General features: G+C 59.2%; 15 protein-coding genes and 1 pseudogene. 7 read left to right on the top strand and 9 right to left on the bottom strand.

Annotation, left to right across the window (positions count from 1 at the left end; all coding sequences use genetic code 11):
- Window positions 1-218: 218 nt before the first annotated feature.
- Window positions 219-2,402 carry a DNA helicase II gene (gene uvrD / locus ACM6I5_RS23425; RefSeq protein WP_017341590.1) on the bottom strand — a complete coding sequence of 728 codons (2,184 nt, stop codon included), beginning with the start codon at window positions 2,400-2,402 and terminating at the stop codon, window positions 219-221.
- A gap of 258 nt (window positions 2,403-2,660) precedes the next feature.
- Here uvrD and ACM6I5_RS23420 point away from each other — a divergent pair, with 258 nt between their 5' ends.
- Window positions 2,661-5,528, top strand: a complete 2,868-nt coding sequence (locus ACM6I5_RS23420) for an EAL domain-containing protein (protein ID WP_031319185.1) — start codon at window positions 2,661-2,663, stop codon at window positions 5,526-5,528.
- A gap of 60 nt (window positions 5,529-5,588) precedes the next feature.
- Here ACM6I5_RS23420 and ACM6I5_RS23415 read toward each other — a convergent pair whose 3' ends face one another.
- Window positions 5,589-5,903, bottom strand: coding sequence for a hypothetical protein (locus ACM6I5_RS23415; RefSeq protein ID WP_414884805.1), 315 nt, complete (start codon window positions 5,901-5,903; stop codon window positions 5,589-5,591).
- Between the two features lie 355 nt (window positions 5,904-6,258).
- On the opposite strand from ACM6I5_RS23415, the gene hexR reads away from it, so the two are divergent.
- Window positions 6,259-7,125: a transcriptional regulator HexR gene (gene hexR, locus ACM6I5_RS23410; RefSeq protein ID WP_008027445.1), complete on the top strand. Its 867-nt coding sequence runs from the start codon at window positions 6,259-6,261 to the stop codon at window positions 7,123-7,125.
- 258 nt (window positions 7,126-7,383) lie between these two features.
- Window positions 7,384-7,593, top strand: a complete 210-nt coding sequence (locus ACM6I5_RS23405) for a PA3496 family putative envelope integrity protein (RefSeq protein WP_017341588.1) — start codon at window positions 7,384-7,386, stop codon at window positions 7,591-7,593.
- Here ACM6I5_RS23405 and ACM6I5_RS23400 read toward each other — a convergent pair.
- Window positions 7,535-8,497 carry a LysR family transcriptional regulator gene (locus ACM6I5_RS23400; RefSeq protein ID WP_017341587.1) on the bottom strand — a complete coding sequence of 321 codons (963 nt, stop codon included), beginning with the start codon at window positions 8,495-8,497 and terminating at the stop codon, window positions 7,535-7,537. The genes ACM6I5_RS23405 and ACM6I5_RS23400 overlap by 59 nt on opposite strands.
- A 190-nt stretch (window positions 8,498-8,687) precedes the next feature.
- On the opposite strand from ACM6I5_RS23400, the gene ACM6I5_RS23395 reads away from it, so the two are divergent.
- Together ACM6I5_RS23395 and oadA are read left to right on the top strand one after the other, a co-directional pair.
- A complete protein-coding gene (locus ACM6I5_RS23395; RefSeq protein ID WP_017341586.1) occupies window positions 8,688-10,103 on the top strand; it encodes an acetyl-CoA carboxylase biotin carboxylase subunit in 1,416 nt (471 codons plus the stop codon).
- Window positions 10,104-10,114: 11 nt separating this feature from the next.
- Window positions 10,115-11,923, top strand: coding sequence for a sodium-extruding oxaloacetate decarboxylase subunit alpha (gene oadA / locus ACM6I5_RS23390; RefSeq protein WP_017341585.1), 1,809 nt, complete (start codon window positions 10,115-10,117; stop codon window positions 11,921-11,923).
- Window positions 11,924-12,000: 77 nt separating this feature from the next.
- On the opposite strand, the gene ACM6I5_RS23385 is transcribed toward oadA, so the two are convergent.
- The gene (locus ACM6I5_RS23385; protein ID WP_414884804.1) at window positions 12,001-14,322 is read right to left on the bottom strand and encodes an autotransporter domain-containing protein; all 2,322 of its coding nucleotides are present in this window, start codon (window positions 14,320-14,322) and stop codon (window positions 12,001-12,003) included.
- A gap of 361 nt (window positions 14,323-14,683) precedes the next feature.
- Between ACM6I5_RS23385 and ACM6I5_RS23380 the strand changes: the two are divergent.
- Window positions 14,684-14,776, top strand: a pseudogene (locus ACM6I5_RS23380) (homocysteine S-methyltransferase); the annotation flags it as partial.
- 130 nt (window positions 14,777-14,906) lie between these two features.
- On the opposite strand, the gene ACM6I5_RS23375 reads toward ACM6I5_RS23380, so the two are convergent.
- The 3 genes from ACM6I5_RS23375 to ACM6I5_RS23365 are packed head-to-tail and all read right to left on the bottom strand — an operon-like array spanning window position 14,907 to window position 16,675.
- Entirely contained in the window at window positions 14,907-15,578 is a 672-nt protein-coding gene (locus ACM6I5_RS23375; RefSeq protein ID WP_414880353.1) for a GNAT family N-acetyltransferase, read from the bottom strand.
- A gap of 17 nt (window positions 15,579-15,595) precedes the next feature.
- Window positions 15,596-16,042, bottom strand: coding sequence for a GNAT family N-acetyltransferase (locus ACM6I5_RS23370; protein WP_414880354.1), 447 nt, complete (start codon window positions 16,040-16,042; stop codon window positions 15,596-15,598).
- 9 nt (window positions 16,043-16,051) lie between these two features.
- Entirely contained in the window at window positions 16,052-16,675 is a 624-nt protein-coding gene (locus ACM6I5_RS23365; protein WP_414880355.1) for an FMN-binding negative transcriptional regulator, read from the bottom strand.
- Window positions 16,676-16,765: 90 nt separating this feature from the next.
- Here ACM6I5_RS23365 and ACM6I5_RS23360 point away from each other — a divergent pair, with 90 nt between their 5' ends.
- Complete coding sequence (locus tag ACM6I5_RS23360; RefSeq protein WP_414884803.1) at window positions 16,766-18,316, top strand: PLP-dependent aminotransferase family protein; 1,551 nt, start codon at window positions 16,766-16,768, stop codon at window positions 18,314-18,316.
- A 26-nt stretch (window positions 18,317-18,342) separates the two neighbouring features.
- Here ACM6I5_RS23360 and ACM6I5_RS23355 read toward each other — a convergent pair whose 3' ends face one another.
- Window positions 18,343-22,926, bottom strand: a complete 4,584-nt coding sequence (locus ACM6I5_RS23355; protein WP_414884802.1) for a hypothetical protein — start codon at window positions 22,924-22,926, stop codon at window positions 18,343-18,345.
- 150 nt (window positions 22,927-23,076) lie between these two features.
- Complete coding sequence (locus ACM6I5_RS23350; protein ID WP_017341575.1) at window positions 23,077-24,177, bottom strand: polyamine ABC transporter substrate-binding protein; 1,101 nt, start codon at window positions 24,175-24,177, stop codon at window positions 23,077-23,079.
- Window positions 24,178-24,184: the final 7 nt, after the last annotated feature.

Here is a 24,184-nt window from a genome sequence, read left to right as displayed (position 1 = left end):
GGAATTCCCATTTGTGGAAGGCACGCGCGCCATGTTGCACAGCTGAAGTGTTACTGGCTAGCGGCAGAGTGTTTCGGGCTTTTGCCTGACAGGTTGCGTTCAGCTTCAGTCAGCGCAATAAGGCCAGTTAACTTTGGTCTGTAGGATTCGGGATTTAGTTCGGTAGCAATGGCCTCTGTAGGCGCGAGCTCGCGCCTACAGAAAGCCGTACAGGAGCGTCAGATCGCTTCCAGCTTGGCGTAACCGAGCATCAGCCACTTGCTGCCTTCGCTGAAGTTCACCTGCACCCGCGCCTGAGCCCCGGCGCCTTCGAAGTTCAGGATCACGCCATCGCCAAACACCGAATGCCGGACAGCCTGGCCGAGACTGAACCCGGTGTCGGGAATCTCGCTGCCGCCAAACAGGCTGCTGGAACTCTGCTGCTGACCACCGCCAAACGGACGGCTGACACTGTTGGAAAGCCGTACTTCCTGGATCAGGCCTTTCGGCACTTCACGTACGAAACGCGACACCTTGTTGTAGGTCTCACTACCATACAGGCGTCGGGTTTCCGCGTAGGTCATCACCAGGTTCTGCATGGCGCGGGTGATACCGACATAAGCCAGGCGCCGTTCCTCTTCAAGACGGCCAGGCTCTTCCAGGCTCATCTTGTGCGGGAACAGACCCTCTTCCATGCCCACCAGGAACACGTAGGGAAACTCAAGGCCTTTGGCGCTGTGCAGGGTCATCAACTGAATGCTGTCTTCGTGCTCGTCGGCCTGAGTATCGCCAGCTTCCAGCGACGCGTGACCGAGGAATGCCGCCAGTGGCGTCAGGTCTTCATCTTCTTCCGAGTTTTCGAAGTTGCGCGCAGCGCTGACCAATTCCTCAAGGTTTTCTACCCGGGCTTGTCCTTTCTCGCCTTTTTCCGCTTCGTGATAGGCAATCAGTCCGGACTGCTCGATGACGGTCTGGGTCATCAGGTGCAGTGGCATTTCCGTGCACTTGGCGGCGAGGTTCTCGATCAGCTCGATAAACGCGCCAAGTGCACCGGCGGCACGGCCGGTCAGTCCTTTATTCGCGACCAGCAGGCGCATCGCTTCCCACATCGACACATCGCTGTGGCGCGCATGGTCCCGAATCGCTTCAACGGTTTTCTCACCGATGCCACGGGCCGGAACGTTGATCACCCGCTCCAGCGCTGCATCGTTGCCACGGCCTTCCAGCAAACGCAGGTAAGCCATGGCGTTTTTGATTTCTGCCCGCTCGAAGAAGCGCTGACCGCCATAGATGCGGTACGGAATGCGCTCGCGCAGCAAGGCTTCTTCCAAAACGCGCGATTGGGCGTTGGAGCGGTACAAAATCGCGATATCGCTGCGAGCCAGGCCGGTTTTCAGCGCGCTTTCGATGGTTTCCACCACGTAGCGTGCCTCGTCGTGTTCGTTGAACGCGGCGTACAGGTTAATGGCTTCGCCTTCGCCGCCATCGGTCCACAGCTCTTTGCCCATGCGCCCGGTGTTGTTGGCGATCAGGGCGTTGGCGGCTTTGAGGATGCCGGCAGTGGAGCGGTAGTTCTGCTCCAGGCGGATGGTCTCGGCGTCCGGGAAGTCGTCGGAGTACTGGTAGATGTTCTCGATTTTCGCGCCGCGCCAGCCGTAGATCGACTGATCGTCGTCGCCGACCACCATCAGGCTGTCGCCGCCCTTGGCCAGTAGACGCAACCAGGCGTACTGCACGGCGTTGGTGTCCTGGAACTCGTCCACCAGAATGTGCCGGAAGCGCTTCTGATAGTGCGCCAGCAGGCCAGGGTGATCGCGCCACAGATCAAGGGCACGCAGCAGCAGTTCGGAGAAGTCGATGACACCGGCGCGCAGGCAGGCGGCTTCATAGGCTTCATAAATGCTGCGCATGGTCGCCAGGAACAGATCGCCGCTGGCTTGAATGTGTTGCGGGCGCAGGCCTTCGTCTTTCTGCCCGTTGATGAACCACTGGGCCTGACGGGCCGGCCAGCGTTGCTCGTCCAGGCCCAGCTCGCGGATCACCCGCTTGACCAGTCGTTGCTGGTCGTCGCTGTCGAGAATCTGGAAGGTCTGGCTCAGGCCGGCCTCCTGCCAGTGCGCCCGCAGCAAGCGGTGCGCCAGGCCGTGGAAGGTGCCAACCCACATGCCGGCCGGGTTGATACCCATCAGTTGCTCGATGCGATGACGCATCTCGGCAGCGGCCTTGTTGGTAAAGGTCACCGACAGGATTGAGTGGGGCGAGGCGTTCTCGACCTGGATCAACCAGGCGATACGGTGCACCAGCACTCGGGTTTTACCGGAACCAGCACCGGCCAGGACCAACTGACGACCCACGGAGGCAGCTACGGCCTGGCGTTGGGCATCGTTGAGGGAGTTCAGCAGAAGGGAGAGATCATCGCGCATCGGGGCATTCTAGGGGGCCAGGTCACACCGGGCAAACCCCGCTTTGCTTTAGCCGATGAAAGATACGCGCAAGACGACCGGTCGGTCACTGGCTGCAAGCGCTGGCGGGGCTCGCTTCCAGCGTTTTCAGGGGGCAAAAGGGGTCCGGGCTTTCGTAAAAATTATGATCTGGAGCAGTTTGGTAAGGGCATTGGCTTGTGTATGCTCCGTTCACGTTTCGGGCTCATGCTCATCATTATAAGAACAAGAACATTGCCTATGACCCTCAGCTCCGACCTGTCGGGCCCTTCCGTGGAGCCCCGGGTTATCCGCAAACAGTACGCCATGGAAATGGCGGTCGAGCGCACGCGCCTGCTTTACCAGGGCTCGCTGCTGCCGACGCTGTTCATGCTGATCAATGGCCTGGTGTGCGCGGGATTACTCTGGAGTCCGCGGCGCTACTTTCTGGTCAGCATCTGGCTGATATGGCTGTTGTCGCTGGTAGCATTGCGGGTGATCCAGGTCGCGGCCTTCGATTCCGCCATCCCCAATCGCCAGGCGCATCCGGTCTGGCGTCGCATGTTTTTGCTGGGTTCGGCCATGACCGGCCTGACCCTGGCCGGCGCCGGCATTGCGCTGGTGCCGGCCGACAACTTCATCCAGCAAGCCTGGGTGTTCGGCCTGATCGGCGCGGCAGCCCTCTCGGCCAGCGTGGCCTACGCGGTCAGTCTGCCGGCGTTTCTATCCTTTACCTTGCCCTGTCTGTTGCCCGCCATCGCCTATCTGTTCTGGGGCGGCGACACGCAAGAGCAGGGCTGGGGCTGGTTCGGGCTGATTTTGCTGGGGGCGTTGAGCGTGGTCGCCTGGCAGGTCAATCGGCTGATTGACCGCGGGTTGTTGCGCCGCTTCCAGAATCAGGCACTGATCGAACACTTGCAGCAGGCTCAGAGCCGTAGCGACCAGCTGAACCACGATCTGGCTAAAGAAATCGATCAGCGCCGTCGTGCCGAAGACGAGTTGCGAGAAATTCAGATCGGGCTGGAAAGCCGCGTCGCCCAGCGCAGCCTGGAGCTGGATGCGGCCAATCAGGCCTTGAGCAAAAGCGAGGCGCGCCTGGCACTGGCGTTGAAGGCCAGTGAGCTGGGGCTATGGGACTGGAACCTGCAGACCGACGAAGTCCATCACACCCATATTCAGGAATTGTTCGGCCTGGAGCCGGAATTCGTGACGGCCATGCTGCGGCACCTCAAGCCGCGCCTGCATCCCGAGGATTTACCGTCGCTGAAGCGCGCGCTGGTCGAGCATCTGAAGGGGCGTAGCGAGGACTATCAGATTGAGTACCGCGTGCGCCATGGCGATGGTCATTGGGTCTGGATCGAGGACCGCGGTCGAGCGGTTGAGCGCAGCGAAAGCGGCCGGGTGCTCCGCATGGTCGGCACCCGGCGCGACATCAGTGCCAGCAAGAGCCAGGAAGCGCAACAGCAATTGGCGGCGACGGTGTTCGAGGCGGCCAGTGAAGGCATCATGATTTTCGATCCGAATTACGCACTCATCGCGGTCAATCAAGCGTTCAGCCGCTTAACGGGTTATGACATCGACGACATGCTCGGGCGCAATGTGGTGGAGTTACCGTGCAGTCGCGACGCCCGCCGCCACTACGGGGCGATTCATCAGGCCCTGGAGCAGCACGGCAGTTGGCAGGGCGAACTGGTGGAAACCCGCAAGAACGGCGAGCTCTATCCGCAATGGCTGCAATTGAACGCCGTGCGCGATATGCGGGGAAATGTCAGCCATATCGTCGGCTTCTTCGCCGATCTATCGGCGCGGCGCGAATCCGAGGAGCGCATGCGCTACCTGACCCACTACGACGAACTGACCGGCCTGGCCAATCGTTCGTTGTTCCGCGAACGGTTGCGTGAAGCCCATCAGCGCGTGCGCCAGGGCGGGCGGAGTCTGGCGTTGTTGCACATCAACCTGGACCGTTTCAAGTTACTCAACGACAGCCTGGGTCATGAAATTGCCGACCAGTTGTTGCAGAAGATGGCTCGACGGCTGGTCAATGCTTTGCCGGAAGCAGACACCATTGCGCGATTGTCCGGCGATGAGTTCGCGGTCCTGTTCGATGCTTACGGCAGCCTCTCAAGTCTGGCGCGAGTGGCGACGCGACTGTCGTCCAAATTGCGTGTGCCGGTGACCGTTGAAGGGCATGAGTTGGTCGTCAGTGCCTCCATGGGCATCAGCATGTTGCCGGACAACGCCCGGGAAATCTCTGCGCTGGTGAGCCAGTCGAACATGGCCATGCAACATGCCAAACACCTGGGCGGCAACAATTTCCAGTTCTACACCGATAGCCTGCAAGCCAGCACGCTCGAGCGCTTGCAGCTGGAAAACCAGTTGCGTAAAGCCATCGAAGAGAAACAGCTGAAGGTGTTTTATCAACCCAAGCTTTGCCTCGCCACGGGCCGGCTGAATGCGGCCGAGGCCTTGGTGCGCTGGGATCATCCGACCATGGGCAGCGTGCCGCCAGGAGATTTTATCGGCCTGGCCGAGGAGACCGGGCTGATCGGCCCGATCGGCGAGTTTGTGTTGCGCCAGGCATGCTGGCAGGCCTGCGAATGGCAGCGTCAGGGGCTGGAGCCGATTCGAGTGTCGGTCAATTTGTCGGTGCATCAGTTGCGGCAGGGCAAGCTGGTCAGCCTGGTGCGTCAGGTCTTGGAGGAAACCGGCCTGGCGCCGCACTACCTCGAACTGGAACTCACGGAAAGCCAGTTGCTGGACAGCGTCGAACATATCATCGCTACCTTCCAGCAGTTGCGTGATCTTGGGGTGAAACTGGCCATCGACGATTTTGGCACCGGGTATTCATCCCTGAGCTACCTCAAGCGTATTCCGGTGGATTACGTGAAGATCGATCAGGCGTTTATCCGCGGTCTGGGGGAGGGCAGTGTGGATGCCGCGATCACCCGGGCGATCATTGCGATGGCTCACGGGTTGTCGTTGAAGGTAGTCGCCGAAGGTGTGGAGCGGCCGGAGCAGCTTGAATTCTTGAAGGCTGAGCGTTGTGATGAAGTGCAGGGGTATCTGATCAGTCGCCCGATAGAAGCGGGTGGGTTGGCGGACCTGCTGCGCGCGCAATCCGTCGACTGAAAATACGCCGCTCAATCCAACCTTCCCGCCACGCAAAGTGACGGGAAGGTATTTATAGACTTAGTTTGTAATCAGAACGTCGTCGATGTGGTGAATTTTTTCACCTTTATAGAAGATGCTCACACCTGAAACATTGGAATTGCCCAGCGATTTATATTCGACAACTTTGTCTGTTTCAACTTGCAGCGACACTTCGCTGGAGTTTTCAAGAAGCAACTCCAATCGCAAGTCAAAGGACTTATCCTGCATCGCAGTCATCACCAGTTTAGGGGTAATGCCCGTGTGTGCAACGGTTACGGTACCGGAGGCGCGGAAAGAAGCTGCGCCAGGCATGCGGTCGATCTGTGCGGTCCAGTTTTTGGTTTTAATGGTCATAGTGTGTAACTCCTGTAATTAAGTTTGATTGCGTCCTGCACGATCAAAGTAACTAGGTGGAGTTGTTTTTGGAAGAAGGTTCTTAGTTGTATTTGTAAGTTTGAGTGTTTAATAAATTTGTTGTTTGGGTAACTAAGTTCCGAAGGTTTCGAGGAGGCCGATCAGGGGGGCTTGTCAGTCTCAAGGGTGTACTGCGGTTTGCGCTGGAGCGCTGAAAATGGGTGCTACATGAAGCGCGCACGCCTGAAAACGAGGGATTCGGTTACGCATTGAGCAGGCAAAAAGCCAATTCATGTAGTATAACTACAAGCTTGCTACATCCCCGGCGCCTGCCAATAACAAAGAGTCCAGCCCCTTGAATCTGCTGCAACACATCGCCCAGTCACGCCACCTGTTACGCAAGTCGGAGCTGAAGGTCGCCGACCACGTGCTGCTTGATCCAGCGGCGGTGATGCACAGCTCCATGGCCGACCTGGCCCATAGCGTGGGCATCAGCGAACCGACCATCGTGCGGTTCTGCCGCGCCATCGGTTGTTCCGGGTTTCAGGATCTGAAATTGAAACTGGCACAGAGCCTCGCGGCGGGTGCGAGCTTTGGCCAGTTTGCGATCCATGAAGACGATTCGGTCGCCGACTACAGCCTGAAAATCTTCGACACCACCCTGCACACCCTGATGGAGGTTCGCGAGAAGCTCGATCCGGTGGAATTGCAGCGGGCGGTGTCGCTGATGTCCCAGGCTCAGCGTGTCGAGTTTTATGGCTTTGGCGCCTCGGGTGCCGTGGCGGCGGATGCCCAGCACAAATTCTTCCGCTTGCTGCTGACGGCCGCGGCGTATTCCGATCCCCACATGCAGGCGATGTCGGCGGTAACGCTGAAGCCAACCGACGTGGCGATCTGCATTTCGCAGTCCGGGCGTTCCAAGGACTTGTTGATCACGGCCAACCTGGTGCGCGAAAGCGGTGCGTCGCTGATCACCTTGTGCCCGAGCCAGACGCCGTTGGCTGAGCTGTCGACTGTCAACCTCGCGATCGATGTGCACGAAGACACTGAAATCTATACGCCCCTGACCTCGCGCATCGCCCACCTGGTGGTGATCGACGTGTTGGCGATGGGCGTGGCCATGGCCCGCGGGCCGAGCCTGGTCAACCACCTCAAGAGCGTCAAGCGCAGCCTGCGCAGCTTGCGGCTGTCACCCAAGTCGGTGAAAGCGCTCGACGATTGATTGAAGATGACACGGACCCTGTGGCGAGGGTGCTTGCTCCCGCTCGGCTGCGCAGCAGTCGTAAATGAGCCAGTGCGACGGGTCGAACGTTGCTGTGAATGATTTTGGGGCCGCTTCGCAGCCCAGCGGGAGCAAGCTCCCTCGCCACAGCGTTCGCCGCCAGTCTGTGAGCTTCATCATTTTGTAACCCGCTCGCCGCCAAACCGTCATCCCTCGCGCCCATCCTGTAACTCCCGTACTCGCCTTGGGAGACTCGAAATGGCCCAGCCCTACGAAGAACGCAACAGCGCCGTCAAAACCCGTCGTCAGCAAGAAGACCAGCGCCGCATGGAATTTCGCCGCGCCATCGAAGATCGCTGCGAACGCCGCCAGCTGCTGGCCGAGATCGGAGATTTTCCCGACCTGGAACTCAATTACTGGCAGGCAGCGCCCGCAACTTCCCGTCGAAACGCTCAACCAGGGCGCTGATCTGCACCCGTTCGCTGCGAATAAACGCAAGGAATGCGTGGGCCACCGGCGACAGCCGCTTGGCCTTGGCCTGCACCAGGCACCAGCTGCGAAACAGCGGCAGTTCTTCGACCGGTAGCTCGATCAACCCACCGGTCGCCAATTCAAGGTTCAGGGCGTGGCGCGTCAACAGCGCAACGCCCAGACCCGCCAACACACATTCACGCTGCGCTTCGGCCGATGCGACCTCCTGGGTCTGGTTGAAGTGCACACGTTTTTCCTTGAAATACTCTTCGCACGCCAGTCGTGTTCCCGAACCGGGTTCGCGCAGCAACAGCGTGTAGGGTTCGAGATCCTGCAAGCGCAGCGGCCCCATGTGGCACAGCGGATGATCCGGTGGCGCCACGGCCACGATCGGGTTGTTGAGGAATGGCAGAAACTCCAGCCCCATGTCCTGCGGGACCATGGACATGATGACCAGGTCGTCACGGTTGTCGGAAAGGCGCCGAATCACCTGCCCACGGTTAACCACGGTCAGTTGCAGGTTTACCTCGGGATGCTGGCGTTTGAACGCGGCAAACAGGTGCGGCACGAAATACTTGGCGCTGGATTCCACCGCCAGTTTCAACTGGCCCTGCAATGATCCCTGCATGTCCGAGAGCTGCATGTCGAGGTTTTCCAGGCGCCCGAAAATGTCCCGGCTGGCACGTTGAAGGGCTTCGGCGGCCTCCGTCATGTAGAGTTTTTTGCCGACGTAATCGAACAGTGGCTGACCAATCAGCTCCTCAAGTTGACGAATCTGCAGGCTCACGGCAGGTTGCGTGAGCGACATTTCGTCCGCTGCGCGGCTGTAGGATCGCAAATCACAGACTTCATTGAAAATCTGCAATTGACGCAATGTCATACGCATCAATGACTTACGCATTTTCTACACGCTCTCGCCCCAGGCTGATGGGTCAACTATAAGTCTTTGCTTATGCCTAACCCAATAATTAATCATTTTTGTTAATCCCTTGCGAGGGCTAGTGTGGGGCTGCGACTAAATCGAAACATTTAGTCACGCGTCGACCTGGTCTAGCAGGTCGTGGGTATCACCGGCTCAAGGGAAACTCCAAGTGATAACAAAGATCCTGATCGCCAACCGTGGTGAGATTGCCGTACGAATCGTGCGCGCCTGCGCCGAGATGGGCATTCGCTCGGTCGCGGTCTATTCCGACGCCGACCGCCATGCCTTGCACGTGAAGCGTGCCGATGAAGCCCACAGCATCGGTGCCGACCCGCTGGCCGGTTACCTGAACCCGCGCAAGCTGGTGAACCTGGCCGTGGAAACCGGTTGCGATGCGTTGCACCCTGGCTACGGTTTTCTCTCGGAGAACGCCGAGCTGGCGGACATTTGTGCAGAGCGCGGTATCAAATTCATTGGTCCATCGGCTGAAGTGATTCGCCGCATGGGCGACAAGACCGAAGCGCGCCGCAGCATGATCAAGGCCGGCGTGCCAGTCACTCCGGGCACCGAAGGCAACGTCGCGGACATCGCCGAAGCCCTGACTGAAGGCGACCGCATCGGTTACCCCGTGATGCTAAAGGCCACTTCCGGTGGTGGCGGCCGCGGCATCCGTCGCTGCAACAGCCGCGAAGAACTCGAACAGGCTTTCCCCCGCGTGATCTCCGAAGCCACCAAGGCGTTCGGTTCGGCGGAAGTGTTCCTGGAAAAATGCATCGTCAATCCGAAACACATCGAAGCGCAGATCCTCGGCGACAGCTTTGGCAACGTGGTGCACCTGTTCGAGCGTGACTGCTCGATCCAGCGCCGTAACCAGAAGCTGATCGAAATCGCCCCGAGCCCGCAACTGACCCCGGAACAGCGCGCCTACATCGGCGACTTGTCGGTGCGTGCGGCCAAGGCAGTGGGTTACGAGAACGCCGGCACCGTGGAGTTCCTGCTCGCCGAGGGCGAGGTGTACTTCATGGAGATGAACACCCGGGTGCAGGTGGAACACACCATCACCGAAGAAATCACCGGCATCGACATCGTGCGTGAGCAGATCCGCATCGCGTCCAACCTGCCGCTTTCGGTGAAACAGGAAGACATTCAGCACCGCGGTTTCGCGCTGCAATTCCGGATCAACGCCGAAGACCCGAAAAACAACTTCCTGCCGAGCTTCGGCAAGATCACCCGTTACTACGCGCCCGGCGGCCCCGGTGTGCGCACTGACACGGCGATCTACACCGGCTACACCATCCCGCCGTTCTACGACTCCATGTGCCTGAAGCTGGTGGTGTGGGCGTTGACCTGGGAAGAAGCGATGGACCGTGGCTTGCGCGCCCTCGACGACATGCGTCTGCAAGGGGTCAAGACCACTGCCGCGTACTACCAGGAAATCCTGCGCAACCCGGAATTCCGCAGCGGCCAGTTCAATACCAGCTTCGTTGAAAGCCACCCTGAACTGACCAACTACTCGATCAAGCGCAAACCCGAAGAGCTGGCCCTGGCCATCGCCGCCGCCATCGCCGCCCACGCAGGCCTGTGAGGAATATTCCAATGACCAAGAAAATCCACGTTACCGACACAATCCTGCGCGACGCCCACCAATCGCTGCTCGCCACCCGCATGCGCACCGAAGACATGCTGCCGATCTGCGACAAGCTCGACAAAGTCGGCTACTGGTCGCTGGAATGCTGGGGCGGCGCAACCTTCGACGCCTGCGTACGCTTTCTGAAAGAAGACCCGTGGGAGCGTCTGCGCCAACTGCGCGCGGCGTTGCCTAATACGCGTCTGCAAATGCTCCTGCGTGGCCAGAACCTGCTGGGCTATCGCCACTACAGTGACGATGTGGTCAAGGCGTTCGTGGCCAAGGCTGCGGTCAATGGTATCGACGTGTTCCGTATTTTCGATGCGATGAACGACGTGCGTAACCTGCGCGTGGCCATCGAAGCGGTGAAGGCCGCCGGTAAACACGCCCAGGGCACCATCGCCTACACCACCAGCCCGGTGCACACCATCGACGCGTTCGTGGCCCAGGCCAAGCAAATGGAAGCGATGGGTTGCGACTCGGTCGCGATCAAGGACATGGCTGGCTTGCTGACTCCGTATGCCACGGGCGAACTGGTCAAGGCATTGAAGTCCGAGCAGTCGCTGCCGGTCTTCATCCATTCCCACGACACTGCGGGCCTGGCCACGATGTGCCAACTCAAGGCGATCGAAAACGGCGCCGATCACATCGACACCGCGATCTCCAGCTTCGCTTCTGGCACCAGCCACCCTGGCACTGAGTCGATGGTTGCCGCCTTGAAAGGCACCGAGTTCGACACCGGCCTGAATCTGGAACTGCTGCAAGAGATCGGTCTGTACTTCTACGCCGTGCGCAAGAAGTACCACCAGTTCGAAAGTGAATTCACCGCCGTCGACACCCGCGTGCAAGTCAACCAGGTGCCGGGCGGGATGATTTCCAACCTGGCCAACCAGCTGAAAGAGCAGGGCGCGCTGAACCGCATGGGCGAAGTGCTCGCTGAAATCCCGCGCGTTCGTGAAGACCTCGGCTTCCCGCCGCTGGTGACCCCGACCTCGCAGATCGTCGGCACCCAGGCGTTCTTCAACGTGCTGGCCGGTGAGCGCTACAAGACCATCACCAACGAAGTGAAGCTCTACCTGCAAGGCGGCTATGGGAAGGCGCCGGGCATCGTGAATGAAAAACTGCGTCGCCAGGCCATCGGTAGCGAAGAAGTGATCGACGTTCGTCCTGCCGACCTGCTCAAGCCGGAAATGGCCAAGCTGCGTGCCGAAATCGGCGCCGTGGCCAAGTCTGAAGAAGACGTGCTGACCTACGCCATGTTCCCGGACATCGGTCGAAAATTCCTCGAAGAACGCGCTGCAGGCACGCTCACCCCGGAAGTGCTGTTGCCGATTCCCGAAGCGGGCGGCGTGGCCTCGGCCGGCGGCGAAGGCGTACCGACCGAGTTCGTCATCGACGTCCACGGCGAAACCTACCGCGTCGACATCACCGGTGTCGGCGTCAAGGCTGAAGGCAAGCGTCACTTCTACCTGTCCATCGACGGCATGCCGGAAGAAGTGGTCTTCGAGCCGCTCAACGAATTCGTTAGCGGCGGCAGCAGCAAGCGCAAGCAAGCCACTGCACCGGGCCACGTCAGCACCACCATGCCAGGCAACATCGTCGACGTGCTGGTCAAGGAAGGTGACACCGTCAAAGCCGGACAGGCTGTGTTGATCACCGAAGCCATGAAGATGGAAACCGAAGTCCAGGCGGCCATCGCCGGCAAGATCACCGCCATCCACGTAGCCAAGGGCGACCGGGTGAACCCGGGCGAAATCCTGATCGAGATCGAAGGCTGAGTTAACAGCCTCGATATACCGCTTTAAACCTCGGGGGGGCATGTGCTCCCCTTTTTTTCGCCCGGTGTTTGTGAGGGTTAGAAAGTCATTTGCCATTGGCCGGTGACGCCATGGTTTCGGCTGTCGGTGCCCATCTCTCCAGTGACGCCAACGCCCAGCGTATGCCGCGCCGAAAGAGACAAGTCGAGTCCTGCATCAAGCCGTACGCTGTCACGATCCAGCGCTGCACCTTCCACGATGAAACGCGTGCCACCGGTCGCCATTTTTTGGCGGGTCTGGCTTAAAACATTTCCGTAGGTATGTTTCCATCCAGCGCTCAAGCGTGGGGTCAACTTCATTCCGTTGTTCAACGTGTTGAGCTTCGCTACACGCAGACCGAATGTACTGTTGGCGTTGTTGCGCGTTTGTCCCTGAACTTGCAGAACTGCATCCCCACCTTTTTCCAAATAGCCTTCGCGTTGGTAGCGCTGATAGCCGAGGCTGGCGAACGGTTCGATGCGGTAGACGTCGCGGCCCAGGTTGTAACCCACTTCCGCGAAGGCTTGCTGCGTTGTGGCATCGTAACGACCTTTGGGGCGGTCGCTGAATCCATTGAAAGCCACCTGACGTTTCGTGCTGCCGTCATGGTTGCTGTGAATTACCCCCAGGCGGAGCGACATGTGCCCGCTTTGGCGCAGGGCATAGGCGCCCAGGTGCCAACTGTCGAGATCACCATCGAGCAAGCGGCCATCCAGTCGGGTCTGAGACTTGCCGCCCATCACGCCCAGGCGCCATTGCTCATCAATTCGCCAATCAGCTCCCATCACCAGACCTTTGGTGGAGTGTTGTAGCGCGTCATCGTCGCGATCCAGTTTTCCTCCATGCCCCAGCGCCTGCAGCCAGACTCGGCCGGCGTCTTCGCTACCGGCTGCCAGGCGAGGTGAATTGTATTTCCTGCCGGGGTAGGCACTGGCACTGTCCAGCTGATGCATCGCCGAAAGCATGCTGGTGCTGACCGGCCTGTCGCTGTTCAGAGTCGCCTTGGCGAGATTGGCGGTGCTGTGACCGGCAAGTTGATCAAGGGCAATTGCCGCCGTTTCCACGGTCGAGCCGAGCAGGGCAGCAATGGCGGTATTTGCTGAGGCCGCAGGTTCCACAACACTCTGGCCAAAGTTCTCGCTATTGTCGTTGAGGGCGAAGTAATCCAATGGCAATTGGTTACGAGCGTACTTCAGCGTCACTTCGGTATCTGAGTAGGATAGTTTTGGAGACAGATACGCGAGGTTGCTGGTAACACGACCGAACTTACCTTCCACTTTGCTGCTTCTGAGTACTGTGTCTTCGGTGCTGGCGGAATAGCTGCCCGGCAGAGCGACGACATTCAGAGAGGCTTTCCAAAGCACTGCAGTACCCTCGACCACTATGGTCGGTGTATTACCGGCAGCCGTTACAGCGTAGGAGAGCTTGGCATTTTCCGTAAGAAACAGGTCTTTTTTGACATGTGGTGCCCCCAGCGACGTATTGACCAGCAACGTACCCTCTACGAACAGGTCGTGAACTTCACCGTGCCCACCGTAGGTGCCGCCCTCGAAAACATCGACATAACCCGCGATACTGCCCCTATTGAACAGCTTCGCACCGCTCAACACTTCTGCTCCCAGGGCAAAGTCACCTGTGCCGGTCAACGTCCAGGCACCTTGGGCCACTCGCAAGCCGAGAAAGTTACGGGTCTTACCGAGTATGCCGCCGTCGGAAGAGTCCAGGAGTATGACGTTCGCCCCGTCGCCGCCCTGTATTTCCCCTGAAAAGCTGGCACCCTTGTTTATGATCAACAAGTCATTTCCGTCCCCCAGCGCCAGCGAGATGCCGTCGCTGCCTGCGTACTGCCCTGAAGCAGTAGTGCGCTTGGTGGTGTCGGCTTTTGAAAAATCCTCGAACGTGAGGCCGGGGTGTTCCTCTACGGTTTCGGACGGCGCGTCAGGCGTCTCGTGAGCCTGATGATGTTGTTCCATCGGAGACACCGCTTTCGGTGCCTTTGCCAAGGATGGAGTGGGCATGCGCTCTGCGACGCTGTCGGGCAAGTTCGGTGAGAGCGAATCATTCGGAGTTTCGGGAAACTCGTAAAGGTATGCGGCGAGATCCACAGGCTCTGGAGCTGCCGGGGCGTTTACAACTTGAGTGACTGGTTCTTTCAGCTCAGGCATTGCGGCGTGGACGGTGTGTGACAACGGGCCAATGAAATTTTTTACCGCAAAAAGGTCATCTTTTTTAGGCCACGCAACGGCACGAGCCTTCTTGACGGGTGCTTCGACGACGGTATCAAGCTCCGCTTGCTGAGCCATGGACAGCTCGATGCTGCCGAGTGTGAGGGCGATCGCCAACGCGAGTTGGTGCGGACGATGAGTGTAAGGCTTGGGCATTCAGTGCGACCTCGTTTTTTCAGGAGGTCGAACTTTAGGAGGCAGGCCCTGTGCCTGAATGCCGGGCGTTTCCGGCATTTTTGCAGGCTCTTGGAAATTCGGTTGTAGCTCAAATTGGTCGTTGAGACCTACTCGCGCAGCGGCCTTCATGAGCCAGCGTTTTTTGCCTACAGCATTTCAGGACGGATCTGTTTGATACGGCGTGAAACTCGTCTACCCAGTTACGTTGGAGGTCAACAACGACACTTGTTCGTCACCGCTCAATCAAGCGTCACCACGGACGACTGAGTGGAAGTCACTGGCCTGCACCAAAGCCAATTTGCCAGGATTTGTAAAATTTCTACGTGATCTTGGTTGAACCGCGATTGACTGGAAAACACGCAGCGCCAGCCATTTGGGTGGCTGCTGGATCGGGCCGGAGAATAGTGCGGTGCTGGCCCAGAAATTAGCGTGAAGCCCATCGTCGGAACGCCGCCCGGAGCAAGCCTGCACAGGGTTTTGGGTTGGCCACAATATTTATGATCAACCCGAACCCGCGTGGGAGCGGGCTTGCCCGCGATGGCGTCCGAAAGGGCGCCGCTAAATTACCCGCGACACTCAGCCAGCGTTTTCACCTGTCCCGACTCCGACTGATTCTCATCGCTCAACCAGCGCTCAAACCCCGCGCCAATCGCCGGCCATTCCGAATCCAGAATCGAATACCAGGCCGTATCCCGGTTCTGACCCTTGACCACCATGTGCTGACGGAACACCCCTTCAAAACTGAACCCCAACCGCTCCGCCGCGTACTTGGAGCGGGCGTTGCCGTTGTTGCATTTCCACTCCAGGCGCCGGTAACCCAGGGCAAAGGATTCCTTGGCCAGCAGATAAACCGCTTCGGTACTTTTCGGCGAGCGCTGCATCGGCGCGCCGAAGGTCACGTGGCCGATCTCGATGCGGCCCTGAGACGGAACGATCGACATCAGACTGAGAATGCCTTGCACGTCGCCGCTGGCCCGGTCGATCACAGTGAAGAAATACGGGTCGCTGTTGGCTGCGTGGTTGTTCAGCCAGTCGTTGAAAGCGCTGCGCTCCGGGAATGGACCGTAAGGCAGGTAATCCCACAGTTTTGGGTCGGAGCCGGGGCCTTGCAGGGCTTTCCACAAGCCGTCGGCGTGACGCGCCGGGTCGAGTTTTTCCAGACGGATGAAACGACCTTCGATGGTTTTAACGGACGGTGCCGGGACACCTTTCCAGTCCGCGAGTGAAGTCGACATGCTGTTCTCCTTGAACCTTAAATGGCTTTGCGAAACTGGATGTAACCGGGGCGTTCGGCGATACGCTCGTAGAGCTGGATCGCGGTGGCGTTGGTTTCGTGGGTCAGCCAGTGCACTTTGCAGCAACCGTCGGCTTTGGCGGTGGCGTAGACGAATTCGATCAGCTTGCGGCCAACGCCAGTGCCGCGGGTTTCGGGCGTCACCAGCAAGTCTTGCAGGTAGCAGGAGTTTTCGATGCTCCAGTTCGAGCGATGGTAGATGAAGTTCACCATGCCGACCGCTTTGCCGTCGACCCACGCCAACGCTGAATGAGTCGGTTCATTCGAGTCGAGCATGCGTTGCCAGGTGCTTTGGGTGACGGCCTCGGGCAGTTCGGTGTTGTAGAAGCGCAGGTAGGCTTGCCACAGAGGCAGCCACGCAGCGTGATCGTCAGCGGTGACCTGGCGGATTTCAATCTGACTCATGTCCAATCCTTATCGCATCAAGTGGGCGAGGGCCTGGTCATGCACATCGGGGCTGGCGGCGAGCCCTTCGCGCACACCGGCGATGTCTGTGGTGCTGCGGTTCTGGCTGAGTTTGCGTTTGCCTTCCAGGCGCTGGATCGGCAGGGCAAACCCGACGATGGCCTTGAGCATGCCGTCGATGTAATCGGCGGGTGCATCGGTGACTGCCCATGGTTGGGCGCGACCGGTTTCATGGCGATCGGTCAACGCACTGACCAGGTTGAGCAGACGGTCGGCGTCGGTGAAAACCTCTGCGGTGCCGTACGCGTGTACGGCGACGTAGTTCCAGGTCGGCACGACTTTGCCGTGCTCGGCTTTGCTCGGATAAAAACCGGGGCTGACATACGCGTCGGCGCCGGCAAAGATCACCAGGGCCTCGGCGCCATTGTGGAGTTCTTTCCACTGTGGATTGGCCCGGGCGAAGTGGCCGTAGAGGGTGCCGTTCGGACCTTGGTCCGGGCGGAACAGCAGGGGCAGATGACTGGCTTGCAGGCCTTGCTCGCCGTGGGTAACGACCAGGGCGAGGCGGGTGCCGAGTATCTGCTGCTGCAGATCGTCCAGATCTTTGATGGCAAAGCCGCTGGGGTTGTACATGGAAAAACTCCTTGGCGAATGCCTTCATCCTAGGCAGGCTATTGGTCTGTTGTAAGAGCCATTAATGACGAATTTCATAGGTCCATTGTCATGACGGATGCGCCGCTTTCCTTGTCGTTCAACCCTGCGGGTATCGAACTTGATCGCCGTCAGGGCCTGAGTCGTCAGCTCTACCAAGCGTTGCGCTTGCGTGTGCTTGACGGGCGATTGGCCAGCGGCACGCGATTGCCGGCCAGCCGCGATCTGGCGGCAGCACTGGCGATTTCCCGCAACAGCGTGGTGCGGGCTTACGATCAGCTCTATGCCGAAGGGTTTATCGAAGGGCGCGTCGGTGACGGAACCTATGTCGCGCAATTACCGCAATCCGTACTCCCGGCAAAAAAACTATCCACAAAAGTATCCACAGGGTTTTCCACAGGGTTATCAACAGCCTTATCCACAAATTGGCTGGACTTACCTGTGGTTTCATCCAGTAAAGTTATCCACAGTGGGGCGCTGGGGCGCGTTGACAAGAACCATTTGGCCCTGCCGCCGAGTGGTCCACCTCGCGCATTTCGGGTGGGTGTTCCGGCATTCGATCTGTTTCCTTTCGAGGTCTGGGCCAAGCTGAATGCGGCTTTCTGGCGTAAACCGGATTTGCAGCAGTTGTGTTATGGCGATCCAGCAGGCGATGCACGATTGCGCGGCATGATCGCGGCGTACTTGCGCAGTTCGCGAGGAATGCAGTGTTCGGCTGAGCAAATAGTGATCACCAGCGGTGCACAGCAGGGGATTAGCCTTTGTGCACAGCTGCTGGTGGAGCCGGGCGACGGGGTGGCAATTGAAAATCCGGGGTATCGGGCGGCGGGTCATGCGTTCGCGGTGGCCGGTGCGAAATTGCATGGGGTGGCGGTGGACAGTGAGGGCATCGACTGTACTGAATTGGCCCGGCTTAGCGATTGTCGGCTGGCCTACGTCACGCCTTCGCATCAATACCCGACCGGGGTGGTGATGAGCCTGGCGCGACGCCTTGAATTGCTCGCTTGGGCAGAGCGCAACCAGGGCTGGATCGTCGAGGACGACTACGATGGCGAATACCGTTACAGCGGTGCCCCCCTGGCGCCGTTGGCGGCACTCGATCGACAGGGCCGGGTCTTGTACGTCGGGACCTTTGGCAAAGTCGCGTTCCCGGCGTTGCGCCTGGGTTACCTGGTGTTGCCGCCCGCACTGGTGCAGGCGTTTTCTCAACGGCGAGCGGTGGACGTTCGGCATTCCGAAGTCAGCACCCAAGCGGTGATGGCCGAGTTCATGGCCGCCGGGCATTTCCAGCGGCACATCCGCCGCATGCGTCGTGCGGCCCTGAGTCGACGCAATACGTTGTTGGCCGGCTGGCCGCAGAACATCCCCGGCATCGGCAGTCTGCCGAGTGTTGCGGCAGGGTTGCATATGACGGTGCCTGTCGACTCACAGGCTCGCGAGTACGAACTGGTGGAAAAAGCCGCCAGCGTCGATGTCGAGATCAACCCGCTGAGCAGCTATTGGCTGTCGGATTCGCAGCAACCGGTGGACCAGCGTGCCGGGCTGGTCCTGGGTTTCGCGGCCGTGCCCGAGGCGGCCATCAGTACCGCACTCGGGCGACTGGAAAAGGTCTGGCGCCGTTAAGCGGTGACGGTTCAACGACGCAAGACTTACGATTTTGACGCCGATGGCGGCACCTTTGCGAAGAACAGTGTTGTTGCCAGTTGTGGACTGATTTCGCTGCGATAGATCGAGATCGCATGGAGATCGTCATTCGCACTGCGAGCTTCGAACGCGCCGCCCAGCAGCCGTTGCTGCACCGTTTTCAGATGCGCCGCGGTGAAAGTTTGTGCAGGCGATGCGGGCTCTGAATAGTGAAAGTGGGCATACCACAGAACATTTTTGCTGGTGTGGTCACGGACTTCGTATTCCTCGAGGTAGTCTTTTTTACGGTTTTTGAGCAACCGCCGGCCGGGATTCTTGACGATGTCGACCTGACCTTCGCTTTGCAGCCACTGAACACGCTCTGCCGTAGGCGGCTGCAGCTTGGTCATGCTGATTCGCGTTGTGCGTCCCTGGCTGTAGAGCCGGATTGCTGCGTCATTGAGTTGTTTGGCCAGTGTGACGGCCGATCCCGGACCGCCATCGATGGCGTTGCTGGAAATCAGCGCTTCGTCGATGGCCTTGGCGACCTCCTGCAATCGATGGGCCTGCTGATGGAACATTTCCTCGATTTCCACGGGAATTCGCCGCGGTCCTTTTGAATGGGCGTCCGTTCGGCGAATGAACGTCTCCAGCCCGTCCAGCAATGCCTGACCCTGAACAATGCTTGCATCCAGATCCGGTGGGATAACGACGGAAGGAACCGCTTTCGCGGCGACTCTTTCAACCCATACCCCTGGGGTTTTCTCATGAAACGTCGAAATGACTTTGCCCGTCAGCGTCGACGTAACGTCGATCAGTTCTGATCCGTCCGCCGCAGAGTCGGCGCGGAGTTGGCCGACCACCGTGCCGTTGTAACGAGTCTTGATGATGCGCTTGGCGGGAACGACCGGCAGGCGGGAAGGGCCCGGTTGCGGCTCCAGCGCCTGTCGCTCGCGCAACAGGCTTGCCAGGTGCTTCACCGTGTTTTTTTGAAACGCGTCGATACGTTGGCGCATCAGGTCGAGCGGTGATTGCAGGAACTGACCGGGAAACTCGCCAGGCAGATCGATGATGCGCTGATCGGTGATCGCGAGTTGCTCCACCAGATCACTGAGCCCTTCGATTCGCTCCGGCAAACGCAACACATCGTCGTCGCCGGCCAGATCCAGTGAAGCCTGAATGGCGAGCGCTGCGTTTTCGACTACGGTCTCCAGCGCCGGGCGTGCTTCGTGTGTGGCTGCAACAGAAGTATCGAGGCACAACTCCTGGCCCAGTGTGATCTGGAACAGTTTGAGGTCCTGTAAATCGAACGGCGGCATGTTGGACTTGACGTCACGGATCACTTCCACGGCTTCTTTGCCGAGCAGGTTCAGTTGCTCGAAGCGTGATTGCGCGAATTCGATTTTCTCGATGTAAGCGGCGGTCAGATCACTCGTGAGTTGATAGGTCTGTCGGGCGGTCTGCGTGTCTTCCGTTCGCTGTGTGTCGAGCAGATCGAGGGAGAGACGCATCTGATTGTCGAAAACAGGGCGCTGGTGGTTGAACCATTTTTCCAGCAGCGATAACTGGAAATCCAGGCGGCTGATCATCGCTTTTCGGTAATTGGGAATGGCTTCGCGAGCATTGAACGCTTTCATCTGTTCAATGTTGGCGCTGATGAATGACATCTGCGCGTCGAGCATTTCAAGGTACAGGCGACGATGGTTGTCGGTTGCCGTAGGCGCCTGCGCTTTTTTTTCGGCTTCCTTGAGTTCTGTTTCCCGACTTTTGGTCTGGCCCTCGAACGCGATCATTTGCTGTTTCAGTTCAGCCAGGCGCTCCTTGTTTTGCTGTTCCAGCCGTTGCCTCTCCTTGCCCCCGCCCCTCAGTCTCAGCCGCGTATCGATAAACCATTCGCCTTTGGTGTTCTTGACCAACAACGGCCCGCTGCGCGTGGTGGACTGGCGTGAGTCAGTGATCTGCACGTCGTGATTGTCGTTGAGCGTGACTTCGAACCATCGTTGGCCGACCTTCGCATACCATTTTCCGTTAAGTGAGCTGAGATGTTGGTGAGGGCCGGGCGCGCTGGAGGCGACGGCCATTCCCTTGGGTTCGGCGATCTCCAGTTCATCCAGCAAGGTGCCCAACGCGACAGGCGGCAGCGTAGCGACGGCGTGCAAAGACGTTTCATGGGTGTGAGGCAGTTGATCGAGGTCGGGCAGACGAGTGACCGTGATTTTGTGCGCTGGCTTGATTGGCGGCGTGACCGGCGGCTCGACTTTCTCGATCAAGCGCGTGACGGGTTTATGGCGAGAGGCCGCCCGATGGGCCAGCACCATGCCGAGCGTCAACAGCAAATCGGTCAGGGCGGACCAGGCGGATTCGCTGTCTTCGTTCTCTTTGGCCTCGGTGATTGCCTGCAAGTCGTCCATGATCTGCCAGATCCACCCGGCAACTCCGGCAGTGCGACCAAGAAAGGGCAGGGCGACGTTGAACAGCATCCATGCGCCATGCTTGAGCGTCGCCCAGCGGGCTTGCGCGTTGGACACCGATTGCCGGTCAGCCAGGGTCATCATGGCGTTGGCGTTGGCTTTGAACAGGGGCGCCAGTGAAACGTCATCAAGGGCTGCCGCACTGAGCGACACCGCGCCCATCTTGCCCAGCGCTGACGTGGGATCGACCAGCAACTGGGTCAGGGTCCAGACCGAAGGCAATTCACCGCAAAACACATACTGGGAATAGTTGAAGCGCACGTCGTCGGCCAGCCACGCCAGAACCGATTGGCGAAGGGACTTTTCGTGCTTGATCGCATACAGCAGATTGGCCTCGTTCGGGTACTGCGTCAGCGAGGGGACGAGCAATGGCCGGTAGAGCAGACAGGGTCCCTGATCAGCGGACTTCGGACCGATGACGAACATGTTGGCGACTTCGTCGACCTTGCTGTCGGCGCGATTGCCGGCGATGAAGGCCAACGGGCGAATGACAATCTCCTGTCCGTTCACTCGGCGCTCGGCCGCGTTTTGCTGCAGGGCCGCGTTGACGTACTGGTAGCCTCGTTCATCGATACCGGCTTCGCCGCGCATCTTGTGTTGCAGCGCCTGCAAGGGCAACTGGGTGCGTAAATGACGCGTATAGAGCGCTTGTCGGCGCACTGTTTCTTGCGAGTCATCAAGCAGCTTGCGCTTGATCAGTGCCGGGTAAACCGCGCCGATATCCACCTGGGTGACGAGGTTCTCCAGGTAGGCGGGCGTCATCCAGACGGGCACCGGGTCGCCGTTTTTGTACTGCACCGTCTTGTTACCCAGCGGAACGGCAATCAGGTTTTGCAACGCCAGTTCGATCAGCGACAGCGTGACGGTCTGCGTTTTGCCGGGTATCACGACAGCGCCCAGGACAACGACGCTGGTGATGCTGATTTGCACGTCCTCAAGGTTCAGGCTCGCCGCCGCTGGATGATCTTTGATCATCTGTTCTCGCAAGGTTTGCAGGGCAAATTCGGGCAGTGCGGCGATGCCTTCGTCGAAGGTTTTTCCAGCGTCCTGCTCCCGCAACTGCGCCAGGTCCATCAGGTGTCGGCTGTAACGGGTCAGGTCCGCTGACAATGCGTTGTTCAACCAGCCTGTCAGTAACCCCTGAACCTTGTTGAAGCGCGACGAGGGCAGGGCTTCAAATTCCGTGAAGCTTTTTGCTGCCGCGCTGATCTGCGGTGAAAGACTCGCGGGTGCAGCGTTCTGAAAGGAGTTGAAGGCACCGATGGCTTCGGCTTCGAGTGCGATCAGCGCACATGCCTGGTGATGAAAGAAATTGCCTTCGGGTTCGTACAGACGCCATTGCAGCGTCTGCCCGGTACTTGACGACCCAGGATGGGCAAACAATGCGGCACCCAGCGCCGCAACAGAGTCGTAGTGCTTGAAGCCTTCGGCAATCGAGTGCGTCAGGACCAGGGTTCGGGTATCCAGCGTGCCCACGAAAACAGCGATATCCAGAACCCGCAGATGTTCGGTCACCGCGTTTGCTGTGCATTCTGTGTCGATCAGGCAGGCCTTGGTCAGGTACTTGTCGTGTTGGCGCCGTGTGGCCCGATCGGGATGAGTGAACACGGCACGGGCCATGGCTTTTTGGTCGGCATCCCAGTCCGTGGCCTCATCGAGGTTCCAGATGTCCTGCAGCGCTTGCGAGAGCTGATGCCAGCGCGGGGTCGAAGCGCTTGTCTCCTGATTCCAGTAATCAAGTTGCTGTTGCTGGTAGGCAATGAACAGCTGCGAAGCGAGCGTATTGATCAGCGATCCGATGGCCGTAATGTTTACCGGCAGTTGAGCCGGCGGGTCAACGCCCGGTTGCAGGGTCAGGAAATGTTCACCGTCGATGAGTGTCACCGTCGAACCCGACAATGCGATCCGCACCAACACATCGGTAAGCGATTCATACAGATTACTGCCGGACACGACATCGCCGCCGGTCTCGACCCAGGTCGGAGTGACGACCGTGGCGAGCGTCGGGTCAATCGTCAACGGCGGATAAAGCGCGTTGAGTGCAGGCCCCAATGCAGTCGCTGCAACCTCTCTGATCGAGGGACCGGTGACCAGTTGGGTCAGTATGTTATCTGCACTCGGGGAAGCGGTGTCGGGCATGGTCGTCTCCTGATTGAGGATGCGCCGCTGTTGATTGCGCAGCGCTGATCAGGTGACGGTATCGGGCGACCTCACAGGCCTGGCGGTACATAAATATCGCAGGCAAAAAAAGACCCGCATCACGGCGGGTCTTTGGTTTTCAAGGGGGGTTCAGGTCCCTGACTTGATTTTGGTCCAGGCTCGCGTGCGCGCACGTTCGGCATCACGCGGTAGCGGTTGCAGGGTGTAAAGCGTGCCCATCGCCGCTTCGGTCGGGTACAGGTTCGGGTTGTTGCGGATCGCCGGGTCGACCATTTCCGTGGCGTCCTTGTTCGGGTTCGGGTAACCGACGAAGTCGCTGACCGGCGCAATCACCTGCGGTTGCAGCAGGTAGTTGATGAAGGTGTAGGCGTCCTCGGTATTCTTCGCGCCCTTCGGAATCGCGAGCATGTCGAACCAGATCGGCGCGCCTTCTTTTGGCAAGCGCATGTCGACGATGACCCCGTTCTTGGCCTCTTTGGCGCGGTTGGCGGCCTGGGAGAAGCTGCCGGAATAACCGACCGCGACGCAGATGTCACCGTTGGCGATGTCGGCCATGTACTTGGAGGAGTGGAAGTAAGTGACATACGGGCGGATTTTCATCAGCAGCGCTTCAGCCTTTGCGTAGTCCGCCGGCTTCTTGCTGTTGGGGTCCAGGCCTAGGTGTTGCAGGGCCAGCGGCAGGATCTCCGACGGCGAGTCGAGCAGGGCGACGCCGCACTGCTTGAGCTTGCTGATGTTTTCTTCCTTGAAGATCAGGTCCCAACTGTCCACCGGCGCGTCGGCGCCCAGCGCGGCTTTGACTTTGTCCGGGTTGAAGCCGATCAGGATGGTGCCGTACATGTACGGCACGGCGAATTTGTTGCCTGGGTCGTTGGCTTCGATCAGCTTCATCAGCTTGGGATCGAGGTGGTTCCAGTTCGGCAGCTTGCTGCGGTCCAGCGGCTGGAAAACGCCGGCCTCGATCTGCTTGGCGAGGAACACGTTGGACGGCACCACCACGTCGTAACCGGAGTTGCCGGTCAGCAGTTTGGCTTCCAGCGCTTCGTTAGTGTCGAAGATGTCGTAGACTAGTTTGGTCTGGGTGTTCTGCGCCTTGAAGTCTTCCAGCGCTTTGGGGGTGATGTAGTCGAACCAGTTGTAGACGCGCAACGTTCGCTCTTCGGCGTGAGCGGCCCCGCTGAGCACCGTGGCGCACAGGGCGGGGACGATAAGACGCTTGAGTCTGTTCATTATTGTT

This window comes from Pseudomonas sp. IT-P171 (genome assembly GCF_949767765.1).
Classification (GTDB): domain Bacteria; phylum Pseudomonadota; class Gammaproteobacteria; order Pseudomonadales; family Pseudomonadaceae; genus Aquipseudomonas; species Aquipseudomonas fluorescens_B.
This window is presented reverse-complemented; position numbering and strand designations above follow the sequence as displayed.

What these genes read in the sequence shown, in the direction of transcription:
- ACM6I5_RS23355 (WP_414884802.1), bottom strand. Translation starts at nt 22,926, where the DNA reads ATGCCCGACACCGCTTCCCCGAGTGCAGATAACATACTGACCCAACTG.
- ACM6I5_RS23360 (WP_414884803.1), top strand. Translation starts at nt 16,766, where the DNA reads ATGACGGATGCGCCGCTTTCCTTGTCGTTCAACCCTGCGGGTATCGAA.
- ACM6I5_RS23375 (WP_414880353.1), bottom strand. Translation starts at nt 15,578, where the DNA reads ATGTCGACTTCACTCGCGGACTGGAAAGGTGTCCCGGCACCGTCCGTT.
- ACM6I5_RS23400 (WP_017341587.1), bottom strand. Translation starts at nt 8,497, where the DNA reads ATGCGTAAGTCATTGATGCGTATGACATTGCGTCAATTGCAGATTTTC.
- ACM6I5_RS23385 (WP_414884804.1), bottom strand. Translation starts at nt 14,322, where the DNA reads ATGCCCAAGCCTTACACTCATCGTCCGCACCAACTCGCGTTGGCGATC.
- oadA (WP_017341585.1), top strand. Translation starts at nt 10,115, where the DNA reads ATGACCAAGAAAATCCACGTTACCGACACAATCCTGCGCGACGCCCAC.
- ACM6I5_RS23420 (WP_031319185.1), top strand. Translation starts at nt 2,661, where the DNA reads ATGACCCTCAGCTCCGACCTGTCGGGCCCTTCCGTGGAGCCCCGGGTT.
- ACM6I5_RS23415 (WP_414884805.1), bottom strand. Translation starts at nt 5,903, where the DNA reads ATGACCATTAAAACCAAAAACTGGACCGCACAGATCGACCGCATGCCT.
- ACM6I5_RS23405 (WP_017341588.1), top strand. Translation starts at nt 7,384, where the DNA reads ATGGCCCAGCCCTACGAAGAACGCAACAGCGCCGTCAAAACCCGTCGT.
- uvrD (WP_017341590.1), bottom strand. Translation starts at nt 2,402, where the DNA reads ATGCGCGATGATCTCTCCCTTCTGCTGAACTCCCTCAACGATGCCCAA.
- ACM6I5_RS23365 (WP_414880355.1), bottom strand. Translation starts at nt 16,675, where the DNA reads ATGTACAACCCCAGCGGCTTTGCCATCAAAGATCTGGACGATCTGCAG.
- ACM6I5_RS23350 (WP_017341575.1), bottom strand. Translation starts at nt 24,177, where the DNA reads ATGAACAGACTCAAGCGTCTTATCGTCCCCGCCCTGTGCGCCACGGTG.
- ACM6I5_RS23370 (WP_414880354.1), bottom strand. Translation starts at nt 16,042, where the DNA reads ATGAGTCAGATTGAAATCCGCCAGGTCACCGCTGACGATCACGCTGCG.